Raw genomic sequence first — 19,424 nt, 5'->3', positions numbered from 1 at the left:
AAAGTATTATACCAAAAGGACCAGAACATGTTTATGTAAGTGATATAACATACATTAAAAGTAGAGACAAAACACATTATTTGTCATTAGTTACAGATGCTTATAGTAGAAAAATAATGGGCTATAAGCTTAGTGATGATATGGGAGCTGAAAATGTAGTGCAAGCTTTTAATATGGCAGTTAAGAATCGGAACAACAACAACGAATTAATACATCATTCTGATAGAGGATTACAATATTGTTCTTCTATTTATCAAAAGGCTTTGTTAAAAAACAATGTAAAACCATCAATGACTGATGGATATGATTGTTATCAAAACGCATTAGCCGAGCGTATTAATGGAATATTAAAACAAGAATTTTTAATTTATAAATGTAATAATGGAAAGGAACTTAAACAATTAATTAAAGAGTCTATAAATACATATAATAACAAAAGACCACATTTAAGTCTTAACATGAAAACACCTAACTTTGTACATAACAAAAAAACCAGAGAAGTTAACTTCTCTGGTTCAATATAATTTTTTAAATAACTGTCAACCTATTTTAGGACGACTCAAATATTTTTTAATTATCCTTTATTATTCAAAATTTCTGCTGCTCGACGTTCTAACTCTGCTTGAAATTCTTCCATAACTGGTTTTACTGTACTTTCTGGTATATCTGCTACCTTTATATACATTAATCCATCTATTGCATTATTAAACTTAGGATCTACATTAAACGCAACTAAACGCGCATTTTGTTTTACGTATTTTTTTATCAATACGGGTATACGTAACTCTCCAGGTTCAAGTTCATCTATAATCTTATCAAACTTTTGCATATCTGCCTCGGTAGCATCAAATACAAAGTCTTTATCAGCATCTTTTAACTTTACTTTAAATTCTTTCTTAGGATGAATATATTGTGCCACATACGGGTCGTAATAATGAGATTTCATAAACTCAATCATTAACGACTTTGAAAATTCAGAGAACTGATTACTAATACTTACTCCACCCATTAAATATTTATATTCTGGATGGCGCAATGTAACATGTACAATTCCTTTCCATAATAAGAATAGAGGCATTGGTTTTTGTTGGTATTCTTTTATAATAAAAGCACGTCCCATTTCAATGGTTTGCTCCATCATTGGGTATAACTCTGGCTCTATTCTAAACAATGTTTGAATATAAAAACCATTTACTCCATGTTTTTTGTAAATATCTTTTCCTAACCCCATTCTATAGGCCCCAACAAATCTATTTTTGTGATTATCCCATAAAAATAAATGGTGATAATATTTATCAAATTTATCTAAATCTATTGCCTTATTGGTTCCTTCTCCAACTTCTCTAAACGTAATTTCACGTAAGCGACCTATTTCGTGTAAGATATTTGGTATTTCTTTTGCACTAGCAAAAAATACTTCATAATTTTTACTCTCTAACAACCTACTTCCTTTATCTCTTAAAGCATCTACTTCTTTTACAAATAAATCAGGAGATTTTTGAGAAATAATCTTTTTAGCCTTCTTCTGTATTTTTAGACTTTGGGTTGATAAAATCTTTTGAGATGCCTTCTGATAAGGATTTGCCAACATGTACGTTTTTCTACGTAAAAATTGATAGAAGTCGGGAATTTCTGTAAATGAATCTTGATCTTTTACCGATATAGGTTTACCAATTCTTACTTTGATAACTCTGTTTTTCTGAGATAATAATTCTGACGGAAGCTTTGCTGTTCTTAGCGTATCACTAATCTTAGACAATGTGTAAAACAACTGGCTGTTTTTAGCGTGAAAATAAATAGGAATTACAGGTACTTTCGCTTTTTTTATCAGGCGTACAGCTCCTTGTTCCCATTCTTTATCAACCATTAATTTTCCGTCACGGTAAGTAGATACTTCACCCGCTGGAAAAAGCCCTAAAGGTTTTCCTTCTTTTAAATGTAATAAAGCGTTTTTTATTCCCACTACACTCGATTTAGCATCCTTATGGTTTTCAAAAGGATTTACAGGCATTACATAAGGCTTTAAAGGCTCTATTCTATGCAATAAAAAGTTTGCTATAATCTTGTAATCAGTTCTATGCTCTAATAAAAGTTTCAATAATAAAATACCATCTATACCTCCTAATGGATGATTAGATATCGTTATAAACGGACCTTCTTTAGGTATGCGTTTTAAATCTTCTTCTGGAATTTCAAATTCTATCTGAAACTCTTCAAGCAAACCATTTAAAAAAGGCAAATCTTTTTTATGCTTATGCTTATTATAAATTTCGTTAGCAGTAGAAATTCGCAACATTTTCATCAGCAACCAACCTGAAAATGTTCCGAAAACCCCGAATTTATCAGCTCCTATTGCTTCTGCAATTTCTTTAGGTGTTACTAATCCCATACATAGTTATCAATTGACATAACTGCAAATATAATCGATTTTTTGCAAGCTTTATATGTTTTCTTGAATCACTAACTGTGCAGTTTCAGTATTTATTTGACGAATGATTGATTTTCCTCTTTTTCTTATCGTTTTTATTGCTTCATCATTAAAATGACGAATTGTATACAAAGTGGTGTTTTTATAGGCTTTAATTTTATATGCCGCCTTTAATTCGTTATAAAAATCTTCAAATTTGTTATACTTATCCTCAATACAAACAGAAAAACTTATTGCTGAATTTTGTATTAAATTTACTTTTAAATTATAATCGTGTAGCTTTTTAAAAACATCACTAATATTGTTTTCTACCATAAAAGAAAAGTCTTTTGCTGAAATCGCTACCAAAATTTGATTTTTCTTTACAATAAAACATGGAACTTCTGGTGTTATTTTTTTTCCTCTCCCAACACATGTTCCTAATTTTGTAACATCTTCAAATGAACGCACATATAACGGAATGTTTTTTTGTTCTAGCGGCTGAATTGTTTTTGGGTGAATTACCGAGGCTCCATAAAATGCCATCTCAATAGCTTCTGTATATGAAATCTCTTGTAGTAAAGCTGTTTCAGAAAACACTCTAGGGTCAGCATTTAAAACTCCTTGAACGTCTTTCCAAATAGTAACACTATCGGCATTTAAGCAATAAGCAAAAATACCTGCTGTGTAATCAGAACCTTCTCTTCCTAAGGTTGTTGTTTCTACTCCAAATCCTCCTAAAAACCCTTGCGTAATATTTAGTTTAGATACATCTACTTTTTCTTGAATTTGCTGCTGAGTTTGCTCCCAATTAATTTTTGCATCACGATAGTTACCATTGGTTTTAATGTAATCTCTTACATCTAACCATTGATTTTCTACTCCAGTTTCAGATAAATACGCACTTACAATGGTAGTTGAAAGTAACTCTCCAAAACCAACCATTTGATCGTACACATAATTATAATCTTTAGATGTATTTCGAACCATAAATCCACCCAACTCTCCTAGCAAATGATTTACTTTGTTATAAATCTCATGATTTGGATTGAACAAATCATCCAACATTTTTTGATGGAAATCTTCTATAAAACTCAAAGAATCTTTAAGGTTTTCTTTTTTATAGAAATAATCGTCGACCACTTGCTCAAAAGCATTGGTCATTTTTCCCATGGCAGAAATTACAACTAGTGTATTCTCTGTTCCTTCGTGCTGCAATACTTTTGCAACATTTTTTACTCCATTTGCATCTTTTACAGATGCTCCTCCAAACTTAAATATTCTCATTACAAAATTGTTCTAAGCTTTGTTCATTCATATGGCATACTCTCCACTCATCATATACAGTAGCTCCAGTACTTTTGTAAAAATCAATAGCTCCTGTATTCCAATCTAATACTTCCCATGCAACTCTTTTGCAATTGTTTTTATATGCATAATTCATCACAGCACTGTACAATGCTTTTCCTGCACCAATACCTCTTTTTGATTGGGTTACCATCAAATCTTCTAAGTGAATTGCTTTCCCTTTCCATGTAGAATATCGTTCATAAAACAACGCCATTCCTATAATGTTATTATCCTCTTCTGCTACAAAGACTTTAAACTTTGGCATATCAGAAAAACCATCTTTAACGATATCTTCAATCGTAATTTTAACCGCATCGGGTTCCTTTTCAAAAACAGCTAACTCAATAATTAAATCTAATATAGCTTGAGCATCTTTTGGCTCTCCAGGTCTGATAATAAAACTCATTTCTTAATTTTTTTGGTAAAGATACTTCTCTTAAAACTTTCTGATAAAACAAATGAAAAATTAAAACACATCATATTTTTTTGTTGAAAATTTTAAATTACTAAATAAAAGTTGGCATCTTTGTACGCACAACAAAAATTTGACATGAGTAATAAGCATATGACGCTGGGTGAGTTCATTATCAGCAAACAAAAAGACTTTAAATATTCTTCTGGTGAATTATCTCGTTTAATAAATTCTATACGTTTAGCTGCCAAAGTAGTAAACCACGAAATTAGAAAAGCTGGATTAGTTGATATTACTGGAGCTGCTGGTGATATTAATATTCAAGGGGAAGCACAACAAAAATTAGATGTTTTAGCTAACGATTTATTTAAACAAACATTGATTAACCGTGAAATTGTTTGTGGTATAGCTAGTGAAGAAGAAGACGACTTTGTAGTTGTTGAAGGCCAAAACAAAGCCAACGAAAATAAATATGTGTTGTTAATGGATCCTTTAGACGGATCATCTAACATTGATGTAAATGTTTCAGTGGGAACTATTTTTTCTATTTACAGAAGAATTTCTCCTGTAGGAACTCCTGTAACTAAAGAAGACTTTTTACAAAAAGGTAGCGAACAAGTAGCTGCAGGTTATGTTGCTTACGGTACCTCAACTATGTTAGTTTTTACGACTGGAAATGGTGTTAACGGATTTACCTTAAATCCTGCCATTGGTACTTTTTACTTATCACACCCTAATATGAGTTACCCTGAAATTGGTAGAATTTACTCAGTAAGTGAAGGATATTTTACACATTTCCAAGAAGGAATGAAACGTTTCTTGGTGTATTGTAAAGAATTAAACGAAGCAGATAACCGTCCGTATACAGCACGCTATATTGGATCGCTAGTTTCAGATTTTCATAGAAATATGATAAAAGGTGGCGTATATATTTATCCTGCAACTGCTATAACACCAAAAGGAAAATTACGTTTATTGTACGAATGTAATCCTATGGCGTTTATTTGTGAGCAAGCTGGCGGTAAAGCTTCCGATGGTTTTACTCGCGTTTTAGACATCAAACCTACCGAATTACACCAACGTGTACCTTTTTATTGTGGTAGTATACAAATGGTTGAAAAAGCTGAAGAATTTATGACTAAATTCTCTACTGATGAAAAGCCAACCTATTAAAGAATAGTTATTATTTATACTCAAATAAATTATCCATAAGGCAAACAGTTGTTTGCCTTATTTTTTTGAATTAAATTTACATTCGGAAAAACGAAAAATTAATCTATTAAAAAACAAATAATTATGGCTTTTAACTTACCAGAATTAGGATATGCTTACGACGCTTTAGAACCACATATAGATGCTAGAACTATGGAGATTCACCATACTAAGCACCACAACGGATATACTACTAAATTAAATGCTGCTATTGAAGGTACTAATTTAGAAGGAAAATCTATCGAAGATATTTTAACTAACTTAGACATGAACAACGCTGCTGTTCGTAATAACGGTGGTGGTTTTTACAACCACTCTTTATTTTGGACAGTAATGAACCCAGAAGATAGAGGTTATCTATCTGGAGAATTAAAAGATGCTATCGAAGCTGAGTTTGGTTCAAAAGAAGCTTTTATCGATGCTTTCTCTAAAGCAGCTGCTACTCAATTTGGTTCAGGATGGGCTTGGTTATGTGTACACAAAGGAGGAAAAGTAGAAGTTTGCTCTACTCCTAATCAAGACAACCCATTAATGCCAGGTGTTACTTGTGGCGGAACTCCTATTTTAGGGTTAGACGTTTGGGAACACGCTTATTACTTAAACTACCAAAACCGTCGTCCTGATTACATCGAAGCTTTCTTCAAAGTAATCAACTGGAACGAAGTAGAAAGAAGATATGCTGCAGCTAAATAATTCTTAGCTTTTGTAATAAATAAAAAAAGACCTGTAAAAATACAGGTCTTTTTTTATTTATTCTTTTATCTACTCAACGCTTGCTCTAAGTCAGACAGTAAATCGTCTATATCTTCTACTCCAACACTCAATCGTATTAAAGAGTCGGTAATTCCTATTTTTAAACGATCAGCTTCAGGAATGGATGCATGCGTCATCGTTACTGGGTGGCTTACCAAACTTTCTACACCACCTAACGATTCAGCCAAGGTAAAAATTTTAGTATTTTCTAAAAAAGTTAAAGCTGCTTGTTTACTTTCATCTTTCAATCGAAAAGAAACCATCCCTCCAAAATCACCCATTTGTTTTTTAGCGATTTCATGATTTGGGTGACTTTCTAATCCTGGATAAAATACTTCTCCTACTTTTAGGTGTGCTGATAAATATTCAGCTACTGCTTTACCATTTTCACAATGGCGTTGCATACGTAAATGCAACGTTTTTATTCCACGTAATGCCAAAAACGAATCCATAGGTCCTGCAATAGCTCCTCCAGCAAACTGAATAAAATGTAATTGTTCTGCTAACTCCACATTTTTGGTTATCAAAGCTCCCATCACCAAATCGGAATGCCCTCCTAAATACTTTGTTGCCGAATGCATTACAATATCTACTCCTAAATCTAACGGACGCTGTAAGTAGGGTGTTGCAAAGGTATTGTCAACAGCTACTACAATAGCCTCCTTTATTTTTTTTACTGCTTTGGTTATTTCCTCAATATCTGCAATCTTCATTAACGGATTGGTTGGTGTTTCTATCCAAATTAGTTTCGTTTTTTCTGAAATTGCATTAACTACATTGGCAACTTCATTCATGTTAACATACTGAAACTTCAATCCATATTTTTCAAACATGTTGGTAAACATTCTATATGTTCCCCCATAAATATCATCACCTGCAATTACCTCATCACCTGGATTCAAAGTTCGTAATACACAATCAATTGCTGATAAACCAGAAGAAAAAGCAAACCCCTGTGTTCCATTCTCTAAAGATGCAAATGCATTTTCTAAAGCGGTACGTGTAGGATTAGCTGAACGTGAATACGCATATCCTTTATTCACTCCTGGACTCGACTGTGCATAAGTGGATGTTTGAAAAATAGGAGGCATTACTGCACCTGTAGCTTCTTCAGGTTTTTGACCTCCGTGTATTGTTTTCGTATTGAATTTCATCTGTTAGTATTTATTCAACTTACTCCAGAAACAACATTAAATTATTAGAACTCTAAACCAATTTACTCAAGTTCATAATAATTCCTAAATGCATTCCTTCATGTAAATTATTAAAGGCGACAGCACTTTCAAAAGAATCTATCACAAAACCTGTACTGGTTTCATATTCTTGATACTCTTTAAAAATACCTGCTTCAAAGTCTTCTTCTAAAGTTTCAGGTAAACCAACTAATAAATCTTTTACCTCTTCAAGTTCTTCTTCGGTAAAATCTTTCGTTGGAAAAGTTCCTTTTTTATACCCTTCAATTAACTCATCAGGAGCTAAACAATTTAATCCTGATAACTTATAATGTAATAATTGTTGTGTAACTACTAAGTGCGCCACATTCCAAGCAATGTTATTGTTAAACCCTTCAGGAGTTATATGCAATTGTTCTAATGATAAACCTTCTATTCTTTTTAAAACTAAGTCTCTTGATCTTTTTAAAACTTCAAACTGTTTGTTCATTTTTCTACTTATTTTAGCTATTTCAAAGATACCTATTTAGCCATGAAAACCTACAATGAGTGTTTGTTATTTAATGGTTAAAACTGAACTATAGCTAATACAATAAAAACGTAAACAGATGAAAAAAGTTTATTTTTTACAAACTTGTGATACTTGTCGAAGAATTTTAAAGGAAGTAAATCTTGATGGATTTGAAAAGCAAGAAATAAAAACCAACCCAATTACTGTTGCTCAGCTAGAATCAATGCGTGAGTTAGCAGACAGCTATGAAGGTTTATTTAACAAACGTGCTAAACTGTATCGAGAAATGGATTTAAAGAATCAAAATTTAACGGAAGCTGATTACAAACAATATATTTTAGATGAATACACATTTTTAAAACGTCCTGTTTTTATTGTTGATGACCAAATTTTTATTGGAAACAGTAAAAAAGTGGTAGAAAGTTTAAAAGAACTTGTGGGTTAAATAACTACAAAACTCCGACTGTAAAATGTCGGAGTTTTGTATAATGCTAATTTATATACTTCCCTTCGACTACGCTCAGGGAACATAAAAGTCTTTTAATTTGAAGCTATGCTTTTGTTTTTGGTAGAGGCCTCTACCATAGCAGATAATTCATCCATGGTAAGATTCGTTTTAATTCCTAACAACACCAGCCCATCACTTTTATCGTGAACGTTCACAATAATTTCTTTAATTCGGTCTTTAGTTTCTCTAAAATACACCGTAACTCTTTCGTTACCATCCTTAACTCTTACTAAAGTTTTCAAGTTATTTCTTCGTACAAATTTTTTAAAATTTTGTTTTACTGATGCCATATTATTATTAAACACCATGATTTTATAGTTTTTAGATTTCTTTAAGAAAACTCCAAATTCATCGGTGTCTTCATCAGAGATGAACATATTGGCAAAGAAACTAGGAATATTTAAAGACACTTCTGCTTTGTCTTTATTAGATTGGTAAAATGTTTTAAAGTTTTCTTTTTGCGCAAAAGAACTTAACACAAAGAGGCAGAAAAAGATGGTTGCAATTCGTTTCATAATTGTAGTGTTTTAATTGAAGACGACTACTATATGAATTTGTTACAAATAAAAAAGTCTTAACTTCTTCAGTTAAGACTTTTTAAGTTGGCCTACAAGGACTCGAACCTTGAATATCGGTACCAAAAACCGGTGTGTTACCATTACACCATAGGCCAATATTTGTACTGCAAATATAAAAACAAAGTTTTATATTTAGAAATCATTAAACACTTTTTATAAAAAAATCCTCACGAAGTTCGTAAGGATTTTGTTGGCCTACAAGGACTCGAACCTTGAATATCGGTACCAAAAACCGGTGTGTTACCATTACACCATAGGCCAATTGCTTATTGCGGATGCAAATATAAAACAAACTTTTATTTCAGCAAATTTTTTATACTTTTTTTCGTTTACATCTTTTTTACTCCTTAAAATTCATTTAACAGAACTTTAAACAAAGGGTTCTATTAGAAAAACTATCAAAATTATATTTTTGTTTTCAGTAAAAAATCATTAGTAATTAATACATTCGTACTTTATATCTAGATAAAAAACTATGACTGAGTTTAACTATAAAAAGTGGAACATCATTTTAGGATGGGTTTCATTTGCGGTAGCGTTAATAACTTATACCCTAACCCTTGAACCTACTGTGAGTTCATGGGATTGTGGAGAATACATCGCAACTGCTGTAAATTTAGAAGTTGGACACCCTCCTGGTGCTCCTTTATTTCAAATGTTAGGGGCTTTTTTCGCTATGTTTACTAGTGACCCTAGTCAGTTGGCAAAAATGGTCAACTTTATGTCTGGATTGGCAAGTGCTTTTACTATCCTTTTCATGTTTTGGACAATTACCAATTTAGCTATGAAAATGGCCATGAAAAATGGGAAATTGGGCAAAAATGAAGCTATCGCTGTATTAGGAAGCGGATTAGTAGGTGCTTTAGCGTATACTTTTTCTGATAGCTTTTGGTTTAGTGCTGTAGAAGGAGAAGTATATGCCATGTCTTCTTTCTTAATGGCTGTGCTATTTTGGTTAGGATTACGCTGGGAAAGTGAATTAAACACTCCTAGAGGAAATAAATGGTTAGTATTAATCAGTTTTGTAGTTGGGCTATCCTTTGGGGTTCACATATTATCATTATTAGTAATTCCTTCAATTGTTTTACTATATTTCTTTAAAACGTATAAAAATATTACTTTGAAAACAACTGCAATTGCTACTCTAGTTGCAATACTAGTATTAGCGTTTGTGTTTAAGTTTTTATTTCCTTTCACTTTAAAATTCTTTAGTGCTGCTGAATTATTCTTTATTAACCAAGTAGGATTACCTTATAACTCAGGAACTATTATTGCAGGATTTATTTTAATCGGTTTATTCTTTTACGGATTAAAATATACACGTAAAAAAAACCTGGTTACTGTAAATACATTGATACTATCTGTATTATTTATCATGATTGGATTCTCATCTTGGTTAATGTTACCCATTCGTGCGAATGCTGATACTATTATTAACGAAAACAACCCATCAAGTGCACGTGAATTATTAGCGTACTACAATCGTGAGCAGTACGGTGATGCGAATGTTTTTTACGACAACTATTATTCTTTTGCTTATGATAGAGAGCAAGATGCTGACACCCCATATAAAGATGACAAACCTAAGTACGAAAAAATAGATGGTAAGTATGTTATTGTTAATAAATACAAAAAAGTACTTCCTAATTACTCAAGCAAACATAAAGGATTTATTCCTCGTATGGTGAATCCTGCTTCCGAGCAGGAATATAAAAACATTGCTGGTATACCTGCTCGAAGTAAAAGACGCCCCACTTTTTTAGAGAACATAAAGTTTATGGTTGACTTCCAATTTGGATACATGTATGGGCGTTATTTTATGTGGAACTTCGTAGGGCGTCAGAATGATATTCAAGGGCATTTAGATATTGAAAATGGTAATTGGTTAAGTGGTATTGACTTTATTGATGAAGCTCGCTTAGGCTCACAACAAAAATTACCAGATGATGTTAAAAACAACAAAGGACGTAACACCTACTTCTTTTTGCCTTTTATTTTAGGTCTTATTGGTTTATTATATCAACTCAATAGAGATAAGAAGAATTTTTATGTGTTAACACTGTTCTTTCTATTCACAGGTCTAGCTATCATATTTTACACTAATCCAAAACCTTTTGAACCTCGTGAACGTGATTATGCGGTAGTTGGTTCGTTTTATGTTTTTGCTATTTGGATTGGTTTTGGAGTACTTGCCCTTTATGATTACTTTAAAAAGTACGCTAGTAAAAAGGTGGTTGCTATTGCTGTTTCAGTGGTTTCATTGCTAGCTGTTCCTACTTTAATGGGCTTCCAAAACTGGGACGATCATGATAGAGCTGACCGTTATTTAGCACAATTGAATGCACAAACTTATTTAGAAAGCTGTGACCCAAATGCAATCATCTTTACTATTGGAGACAATGACACTTTCCCTCTTTGGTACATGCAACAAGTAGAAGGTGTACGTAGAGATATTAAAATAGTAAATACAAGTCTTTTTCAAACAGATTGGTACATCGACCAAATGAAAAAGAAAACCTACGATGCTGAGCCAATTCCGTCACAGTTAACACACGATCAGTACAAGTATGGAACCTTGGATATGGCATATTACTATCCTATTCCAAAGTTAAAAGACTCTATTCTTTCTATTAAAGATTTTATGCGTTGGATTGCTAGTGATAACGATGCTACTTATTTAGATGCAGGAGACGGAGCTAAAGAAAAATTCTACCCAACGAATAGAATACGTATTCCTGTTAACAAAGAAAATGCATTAAAATTTGGTTTAGTAGCACAAAAAGATGCTGATAAAATGGTAGATTATATTGACATTACAGTAGATGACCGTGGTTTATCAAAGTCCAGACTTTTAATGTTAGATATCCTAAATAATTTTGATTGGAAGCGACCTATTTACTTCACTGGTGGTGCTAACGCCGATGAAGAATACATCTGGTTAAAAGATTACTTGCAGTTGGATGGAATGGCTTACAAATTGGTTCCTATCAAAACACCGAATGAAGGACGAACAATTTTTGATATGGGACGTATCGACCCTGAAAAAATGTATGCCAACGTAAAAAAATGGGACTGGAGAACCATTAACAATGGTGAAATTTACTTAGATGAGCAAAGTAAACGTAATGCTATTTCATTACGCAATAACTTAATTCGTTTATCTGAAGAATTCTTACAAAAAGGAGATTCAGTAAAAGCAAAAGATGTGTTAGATTTATCATTACACAAAATGCCTATTAAAGAATTTGACCATTATAATTTCTCTTTAGGTTACCCTGAGCTGTATTATAGCATTGGTGATATTAATAAGGCTCGTGAAACGGCTGAAACTTTGGCTTACATTTTCCAACAAAAGCTTACATATTACAGTACGTTTAAAAGTGAAGATATTGGTTTAATTATTGATAATTTAGAAACAACTCTGTACATGTATCAAAACTTGGTTCAGCAAATTACTAGATACGACAAAGACGAAGAGTATGGTAAGACGTTTTTTGAAAACTATATAACGCATGCTCGTTTATTTAGTCATTTAATGCCCGAAGAAGAACCTGAATTACCTCAAGAACTTGACACTATTAAACCTTAATGAATGAGGTTGTATTTTGTAAAAACACCACGTATACTTAAACAACTATTTACTAAGTATACGTGGTGTTTTTTTACCGATAAAAAAGAAATTTATCTCACTTTTGATGATGGTCCTATTCCTGTGGTTACCGAATTTGTACTTAATCAATTAAAAAACTTCAATGCTAAAGCTACCTTTTTTTGTATTGGTGATAATATTCGAAAACACCCTATTGTTTTTTCAAGAATTGTTGACGAAGGACATTCGGTAGGAAATCATACTTTTAATCACTTAAACGGATGGAAAAGCAGTGATACGACTTATCTTGAAAACACGAGTAAATGTGAGAATTTACTAACAAACCAAAAAAAGCTATTTCGTCCTCCTTACGGAAAGATTAAAAAATCACAAGCAAAAAAATTAATTACAAAAGGCTATAAAATTGTTATGTGGGATGTGTTATCGGCAGATTTTGACACAACTATTACCAAAGAAAAATGTTTACAAAACGTACTAAGAAATGTACAGAACGGAAGTATTATCGTTTTTCACGATAGTATAAAAGCTAATAACAAATTGTACTACGTACTTCCTAAAGTTTTAGAAGAATTTACGCAGCAAGGTTATAAATTTAAAGCAATTTCTTAAACAAATTGCTGAACTAACCCTATTAACGTATTAGCATCTTGCTCACCTGTTTGACGCCATTTCATCTCACCGTTCTTATAAATCATAAAAGTTGGATTCCCTTTAACACGTAAGGCATCAGCAAGAATTTCATTTTTTTTAATATCTATTTTAATTACTTTGGCTTTATCTCCTAACGCAGCAGCTACGTCACGAAGTGTATCTAAACTAGGTTCTAGCTCACTCCAGTCTGCATAAAAATCAATCAACACAGGCTTATCAATACTTATTATTTCACCAAACTTTGTCATTTTTTGCATAAGTTTTATCAGTAAAGCGCCTAAAGTTACTAATTATTTATTATGTAATTATTATGAAAACCTTAAAAATACTGGAAATCAAGCTTTTTTTAACTCAATTACAGTAATTTCTGGCCAAATCCCTACTCTTCCAGGAAAAGCATGATACCCAAATCCTCTATTTACATTAATATATCTACCAAATTCCTCATACAAACCTGCCCATTGCTTGTAAACATATTTTGCAGGGCTCCATTTAATCCAACCTGGAATTTCAATTCCAAATTGTAAACCATGAGTATGCCCGCTTAAAGTAAGTTGATAATTAAAATCATCTTGTTTTACTTTATACTCCCAGTGACTAGGGTCGTGAGAAAGCAATATTTTAAAATCATCTTGTGCTACTCCTTCAGATGCCATTTCTAAATCACCTGCTTGGTTAAAACCTTTTCCCCAGTTTTCTACTCCTATTAAAGCTATTTTTTGTCCATCTTTTTCAATATATCTATTCTCATTCAGTAATAACTCAAAACCTATTTTTGGATGAATATCCTTTACGGCTTGAAAATTAGCCTTTTTATCTTCTGGAGTTTTCCAATCAGAGTAGTCTCCATAATCATGATTTCCTAATATTGAATATTTTCCTGCAGGTGCTTTTAATTCAGAAAACATTGATACCCACTCATCCATTTCATATGCGAAATTATTTACAATATCACCCGTAAATAAGATCATATCAGATTTTTGCTGATTAATTAAATCTACACCATATTGAATTTTTTCTTTATTATCAAAACTTCCAGAGTGAATATCGGTAACGTGCGAAATAGTAAAACCGTCAAAAGCCTTAGGTAAATCTTTAAACTTTAATTGATATTTAATTACTTTATAATTAAACTTCCCTCTTGAAACACCATATAACAAACTTGCCAAAGGAATAGCAGCTATTCCTAACGCCAATTGCGATAAAAATTTCCTACGTCCTCCAATTGGTTTTGTTTCTGATATAAAAAAAGAAAACACCTTTTGCCCTCCTCTAAAAAGATCTTCACCAAAAAGAAATAACATGATAAAAATCTTAGGTATTAACGCTATTAGTAACCAACCAAATGCCCATTGAAAAGTAATCGTTTGTCCACCTCCTCTATCCATAGAATAAATCGTGTAAAAAAAGTTTACATAAATAAGTATACTTGTAATAAGTACAACCCATTTTAAAGCTTTTAGCTTAGTTGCTATCTTAAGAGCTTGAAATGTATAGTATTCTGTTATAAAGATTAAAACACCTATAACTGCAAAAGTAATTATGACTCTACGTGGCATGTAAAAAATTTTAGCAAATTTACTTCTTTTAAAAGTTTAACGATTTGATTTTTAGAAGAGTTTAACAAACTTCTTCCGTTTCTTAAAATTCATTTTCAACATCCTGTAAAGTTTCGTAGTTTTACCCTTAGAATATTTGTTGACAAATATTACCTACTTTTTTTGGTAAACAAATCGCTATCAACACTTTATTTTTATCAGACTTAAAACATAGCATGGCAGATCATAAACGACTTTTTTTACTCGACGCATACGCTTTAATTTTTAGAGGATATTATGCTTTTATTAAAAACCCACGTATTAACTCTAAAGGGTTAGATACCTCAGCAATTATGGGTTTTACAAACTCTTTACTAGATGTAATTAAACGTGAAAAACCAGATTATTTGGCAGTGTGTTTTGACAGAGGTGGAAGTGTTGATCGTGTAGAAGCTTTCGAAGACTATAAAGCCAACCGACAAGAAACTCCTGAAGCCATTCGTTTAGCAGTGCCTTATATAGAAAAAATATTAGAAGCTATGAACATTCCTGCCATTGTAAAAGAAGGGTATGAAGCTGATGATATTATAGGAACACTTGCTAAAAAAGCCGAGAAAGAAGGGCTTCACACCTATATGGTAACACCTGATAAGGATTTTGCTCAACTGGTTTCTGACAATATTTTTATGTACCGTCCGCCTCGTATGGGGAATGGATACGAAAAATGGGGAGTTGAAGAAGTTAAAACAAAGTTTGGTATTGAAGACCCATTGCAAGTAATTGACTTTTTAGGAATGATGGGAGATGCTGTTGATAATATTCCTGGTTTGCCTGGTGTTGGTGAAAAAACAGCCAAAAAATTCATTGCTTCTTATGGAAGTATGGAAGGCTTGTTTGAAAATATACATGAGCTAAAAGGAAAAATGAAAGAAAAGGTAGAAGCTAATCAAGAATTAGGGTTACTTTCTAAAAAACTAGCAACCATTATGCTAGACGTTCCAGTAGAATTAGAGTTAGATAAATTGGTTTTTGAACAACCTAATATTGAAGCCACCAAAGAAATTTTTACTGAGCTAGAGTTTCGTCGTTTAACGGAGAACTTCTTAAAAACGTTTGCGCCTTCTGAAGAAAGTTCTGCTATAGCAGAAAAACCAAAAACAACAAAGGATAGTACCGCAGGTCAATTCGATTTATTTGCAACTCCTGGCAGTGGAAGTGCTACTAAAGAAACAAATATTAATGGTTTTAAAACTATTGAAAATACTAATCATTTCTATCAATTAGTGGATACGCCTCTTTCAAGAAAATTATTGTTAGAGAAATTAATGCTACAAAACTCTGTTTGTTTTGATACTGAAACAACAGGGTTAAAAGCCTTGGAAGTTGAGCTGGTTGGAATTTCGTTTTCTTGGGAAACTGGTAAAGGCTATTATGTTCCTTTTCCTGAAAACCAAGAAGAAACCAAAACAGTTTTAGAAGATTTTCGCTCATTTTTTGAAGCCGAAACCATTGAAAAAATTGGTCATAATTTAAAATACGACATTAAAGTACTATCTAACTACAGCATACCTGTAAAAGGTAAGTTGTTTGATACCATGATTGCGCATTACCTAATCAATCCAGATATGCGTCATAACATGGATGTGCTTGCTGAAACCTACTTAAACTATCAACCTGTTTCTATTACAGAATTGATTGGCAAAAAAGGTAAAAATCAACTTTCAATGCGACAGGTTGAGTTACCAAAACAAACCGAATATGCAGTTGAAGATGCTGATATTACTTATCAATTAAAAGAGCATTTTTCTAAAGAGCTTGAAAGCGGTAATGTTACCAAGTTATTCAACGACGTTGAAACACCACTAGTTTCGGTATTAACCGCTATGGAAATAGAAGGTATTAATTTAGATGTCGACTTTTTAAAAACACTTTCCAAGGTATTGTCTAAAGACATTTCTCAACTTGAGCAAAATATATACGAACAAGCCGGTGAAGAATTTAACATTGCCTCTCCAAAGCAATTAGGTCCTATTTTATTTGACAAGTTAAAACTGGTTGATAAACCCAAAAAAACTAAAACAGGACAATATTCAACCGCAGAAGATGTACTTTCTTATTTAGCTAAAGATCATCAAATCATTGCTGATATTTTAGAATATCGTCAATATAAAAAACTACAAAGTACTTATGTTGACGCGCTTCCGAATGAAATCAATCCAAAAACTGGAAGGGTACATACCGTATACGCACAAGCAGTTGCTGCTACAGGGCGTTTGAGTTCTAACAACCCGAACTTACAAAACATTCCTATTCGTACTAAACGCGGACAAGAAGTGCGTAAAGCATTTATTCCAAGAGATGAAAATTATGTATTACTAGCTGCAGATTATAGCCAGATTGAACTACGAATTATTGCTGCATTAAGCGAAGAAGAAACTATGATTAAAGCTTTTCAAGATGGTGAAGATATTCATGCTTCTACCGCTGCAAAAGTATTTAATGTTCCTATTAACGAAGTAACTCGTGAGCAACGTAGCAATGCTAAAACGGTGAACTTCGGAATTATTTATGGGGTTTCTGCTTTCGGGTTAAGTAATCAAACCGACTTATCTCGTAAAGAAGCCAAAGAGCTGATTGACACCTATTATGCGACCTATCCGAAACTGAGAAATTATATGTCTAAGCAAGTAGATTTTGCTCGTGAACATGGGTATGTAGAGACTGTTTTAAGTCGTCGTCGTTATTTAAAAGACATTAATTCTCGTAATGCTATTGTTCGTGGTGCTGCAGAAAGAAATGCTGTAAATGCTCCTATTCAAGGTTCTGCGGCAGATATTATTAAACTTGCTATGATTAACATTTACAAACGATTTAAGCAAGAGAACTTCAAATCGAAAATGTTATTACAGGTACATGATGAATTGGTTTTTGATGCACATAAAGATGAATTAGACATTATTAAACCTATCATTAAGCAAGAAATGGAGAATGCTTTTAAAATGAGAGTTCCGTTAGATGTTGAAATTGATACAGGAGCTAATTGGTTAGAAGCCCATTAAAGGTTTTTTCTAGTTTAGAAATAATAAATGTGATATTATTATTCAATTACAAACGTTTCGTTTTGAACCCAATTGGCTCTTAATTTGAATATTGTTTGTAAATAAATTATTTGTTCTGGTTGTTTTCTTAATAAGAAATCACCCGTATCCCACATACGATTATTATTTTCATCGACTATAGCCCTTATCCTATATTCTTTAGGTTCCAATAACGTAAATTCTATTTTTTCAGAAGTTGTAACATACCTTTTTTCAACTACTTCTTCTTGATACAATAACTCAATAACAACATTGTGATCTGTTTTGTTTTTGACATCTAATAATATGCTTCCATAATCCTCAAAAGTACGTGTTGTAAACTTATAGTCAAGAGTGTCGTTTGTTGTTTCGTAAACATCAACTATTCCTTTAGGTAAAGCTTTAAAAATATATCCTACCTTTTGCTTCTTTTTAAATAAAACAGCTAGTTTATTAATTGATTGCTTTTTCAGTTCAAAATCAACAGCTATTGTATCTGTATCAATCAATGAAAATTTTGATTTATCAAAAGAAATAATAGGGTTATTTGTTTTAATAAACATTGTATCCTTTGGGTGTAAAACTCCAGTTACACTAGATGTTACAGATAAAGAATCTAACTCTTTTTTTCTTAAAAACACCGTTACTGTATCTTTAATATTTTGATTGTTAACTATAAAATTTAACGAATCTCTTTCGATAGGTGTATGCCAATAATTAAGTGTATCCTTGTCTTTTTCAAATTCAGAAAATGATTTAAAATTTTCTGGAACTTCAGATAGCAACTCTACATTCATATTCTCTTGCTTGCCTTCAAATCCAAATTGAATTTTTCCTTTTGATACTTCTTTACCTCTTTTAAATTTATATGGTTGTGTTTCTTTAAAAAAACGAATCGGCTTATTTAAAATAGTGTCTCGAGGTAATGTAATTGTATCTGCTACGAAACCTACCTTATCTGTCTTACTATTAAAAATATAGTCATTTCCAGACTCTTTTAACGCCAGCATTAAGTATTTTCCTTCTCGTAGGTTGCTAAACTCAAAATTTGTAGAGTCTAACGTACTTGTTACATAGTTTGGTTTTTGTTTGTAAATAATAGAATCGTTATAAGTACTATCTAATTTATACAATAACACACTCACTTCTTTTACTTCCTTTTTATCAAAAGCATCAGCTACTGTTCCTTTAATTTTTAAAGAATCAATATAATCTCCCGTTGAAAATACATATTTAAAACTTTCTAACTTATTGTTTTCATTATTATCCTGAACTGCATTTCCAAAATTAAAAGTATAAGTAGTTTTTGGTTGTAATGTGTCTAGTATTTTAATATTTATGTATTTACTAGGTGTTCCTTGAGGTGTAATTAAAGGAGGGTTTTTCATTGGAGGAGAAACTACTAATTGCTTCTGTAACTCTTTTAAAATTATATATTCATCAAAATAAATACGAATCTTATCATCATCAAAATGAATGGTTTCATAAGGTGGATTCGCAGTAACCATAATTGGTGCTGTTTCATCTTTTGGCCCTCCTTCTGGTCGGCCTTTTCGAGCACAGCTACTTATTATAAAAACGAAAAGAGTTACTAAAATAAGATGTTTATTTCTCACAAATTAAATTGTTTTAATCCAATATTCAA

16 protein-coding genes and 2 tRNA genes are annotated in these 19,424 nt (G+C 32.1%); 7 read left to right on the top strand and 11 right to left on the bottom strand.

The genetic code is table 11. From position 1 onward, the window contains the following. On the top strand, positions 1 to 524 hold a 524-nt coding region (locus tag ACKTSW_RS12920), incomplete at its 5' end, for an IS3 family transposase (protein ID WP_408025660.1). 50 nt (positions 525 to 574) lie between these two features. On the opposite strand, the gene ACKTSW_RS12915 is transcribed toward ACKTSW_RS12920, so the two are convergent. Genes ACKTSW_RS12915 through ACKTSW_RS12905 form a run of 3 tightly spaced genes read right to left on the bottom strand, consistent with a single transcriptional unit; the run spans position 575 to position 4,163 of the window. Then, a complete protein-coding gene (locus ACKTSW_RS12915; RefSeq protein ID WP_408025659.1) occupies positions 575 to 2,389 on the bottom strand; it encodes a GNAT family N-acyltransferase in 1,815 nt (604 codons plus the stop codon). A 51-nt stretch (positions 2,390 to 2,440) separates the two neighbouring features. After that, complete coding sequence (locus ACKTSW_RS12910) at positions 2,441 to 3,694, bottom strand: aspartate kinase (protein WP_408025658.1); 1,254 nt, start codon at positions 3,692 to 3,694, stop codon at positions 2,441 to 2,443. After that, entirely contained in the window at positions 3,681 to 4,163 is a 483-nt protein-coding gene (locus tag ACKTSW_RS12905; RefSeq protein ID WP_408025657.1) for a GNAT family N-acetyltransferase, read from the bottom strand. The genes ACKTSW_RS12910 and ACKTSW_RS12905 overlap by 14 nt, the downstream gene beginning before the upstream one ends. 144 nt (positions 4,164 to 4,307) lie before the next feature. Here ACKTSW_RS12905 and fbp point away from each other — a divergent pair, with 144 nt between their 5' ends. Together fbp and ACKTSW_RS12895 are read left to right on the top strand one after the other, a co-directional pair. Beyond that, entirely contained in the window at positions 4,308 to 5,342 is a 1,035-nt protein-coding gene (fbp, locus tag ACKTSW_RS12900) for a class 1 fructose-bisphosphatase (RefSeq protein WP_408025656.1), read from the top strand. Between the two features lie 123 nt (positions 5,343 to 5,465). Further along, positions 5,466 to 6,074, top strand: coding sequence for a superoxide dismutase (locus tag ACKTSW_RS12895; protein WP_408025655.1), 609 nt, complete (start codon positions 5,466 to 5,468; stop codon positions 6,072 to 6,074). A 65-nt stretch (positions 6,075 to 6,139) separates the two neighbouring features. Here ACKTSW_RS12895 and ACKTSW_RS12890 read toward each other — a convergent pair whose 3' ends face one another. Beyond that, on the bottom strand, positions 6,140 to 7,288 hold the full coding sequence (locus ACKTSW_RS12890; protein WP_408025654.1) for a cystathionine gamma-synthase: 1,149 nt from the start codon (positions 7,286 to 7,288) through the stop codon (positions 6,140 to 6,142). A gap of 52 nt (positions 7,289 to 7,340) precedes the next feature. Continuing rightward, on the bottom strand, positions 7,341 to 7,796 hold the full coding sequence (locus ACKTSW_RS12885; RefSeq protein ID WP_408025653.1) for a DinB family protein: 456 nt from the start codon (positions 7,794 to 7,796) through the stop codon (positions 7,341 to 7,343). 118 nt (positions 7,797 to 7,914) lie between these two features. On the opposite strand from ACKTSW_RS12885, the gene ACKTSW_RS12880 reads away from it, so the two are divergent. Then, the gene (locus ACKTSW_RS12880; protein ID WP_408025652.1) at positions 7,915 to 8,262 is read left to right on the top strand and encodes an arsenate reductase family protein; all 348 of its coding nucleotides are present in this window, start codon (positions 7,915 to 7,917) and stop codon (positions 8,260 to 8,262) included. 95 nt (positions 8,263 to 8,357) lie between these two features. Here ACKTSW_RS12880 and ACKTSW_RS12875 read toward each other — a convergent pair whose 3' ends face one another. From ACKTSW_RS12875 to ACKTSW_RS12865, 3 genes are all read right to left on the bottom strand, one after another. Further along, complete coding sequence (locus tag ACKTSW_RS12875; RefSeq protein WP_408025651.1) at positions 8,358 to 8,840, bottom strand: DUF4252 domain-containing protein; 483 nt, start codon at positions 8,838 to 8,840, stop codon at positions 8,358 to 8,360. 87 nt (positions 8,841 to 8,927) lie between these two features. Continuing rightward, positions 8,928 to 8,998 (bottom strand) — tRNA-Gln (locus ACKTSW_RS12870). A 95-nt stretch (positions 8,999 to 9,093) separates the two neighbouring features. Beyond that, positions 9,094 to 9,164, bottom strand: a tRNA-Gln gene (locus ACKTSW_RS12865). A 214-nt stretch (positions 9,165 to 9,378) separates the two neighbouring features. On the opposite strand from ACKTSW_RS12865, the gene ACKTSW_RS12860 reads away from it, so the two are divergent. Continuing rightward, positions 9,379 to 12,492, top strand: a complete 3,114-nt coding sequence (locus tag ACKTSW_RS12860; protein WP_408025650.1) for a protein O-mannosyl-transferase family — start codon at positions 9,379 to 9,381, stop codon at positions 12,490 to 12,492. A 3-nt stretch (positions 12,493 to 12,495) separates the two neighbouring features. Next, complete coding sequence (locus ACKTSW_RS12855) at positions 12,496 to 13,122, top strand: polysaccharide deacetylase family protein (protein WP_408025649.1); 627 nt, start codon at positions 12,496 to 12,498, stop codon at positions 13,120 to 13,122. On the opposite strand, the gene ACKTSW_RS12850 is transcribed toward ACKTSW_RS12855, so the two are convergent. Further along, entirely contained in the window at positions 13,119 to 13,412 is a 294-nt protein-coding gene (locus ACKTSW_RS12850) for a thioredoxin family protein (protein WP_408025665.1), read from the bottom strand. The genes ACKTSW_RS12855 and ACKTSW_RS12850 overlap by 4 nt on opposite strands. Before the next feature lie 87 nt (positions 13,413 to 13,499). Further along, a complete protein-coding gene (locus ACKTSW_RS12845; protein ID WP_408025648.1) occupies positions 13,500 to 14,723 on the bottom strand; it encodes a metallophosphoesterase in 1,224 nt (407 codons plus the stop codon). Between the two features lie 215 nt (positions 14,724 to 14,938). Here ACKTSW_RS12845 and polA point away from each other — a divergent pair, with 215 nt between their 5' ends. Beyond that, entirely contained in the window at positions 14,939 to 17,761 is a 2,823-nt protein-coding gene (polA, locus tag ACKTSW_RS12840) for a DNA polymerase I (RefSeq protein WP_408025647.1), read from the top strand. A 38-nt stretch (positions 17,762 to 17,799) separates the two neighbouring features. Here polA and ACKTSW_RS12835 read toward each other — a convergent pair whose 3' ends face one another. Next, a complete protein-coding gene (locus ACKTSW_RS12835; protein ID WP_408025646.1) occupies positions 17,800 to 19,395 on the bottom strand; it encodes an Ig-like domain-containing protein in 1,596 nt (531 codons plus the stop codon). Between the last annotated feature and the right edge of the window lie 29 nt (positions 19,396 to 19,424).

This window comes from Tenacibaculum sediminilitoris (assembly GCF_964513795.1).
Lineage (GTDB): Bacteria > Bacteroidota > Bacteroidia > Flavobacteriales > Flavobacteriaceae > Polaribacter > Polaribacter sediminilitoris.
This window is presented reverse-complemented; position numbering and strand designations above follow the sequence as displayed.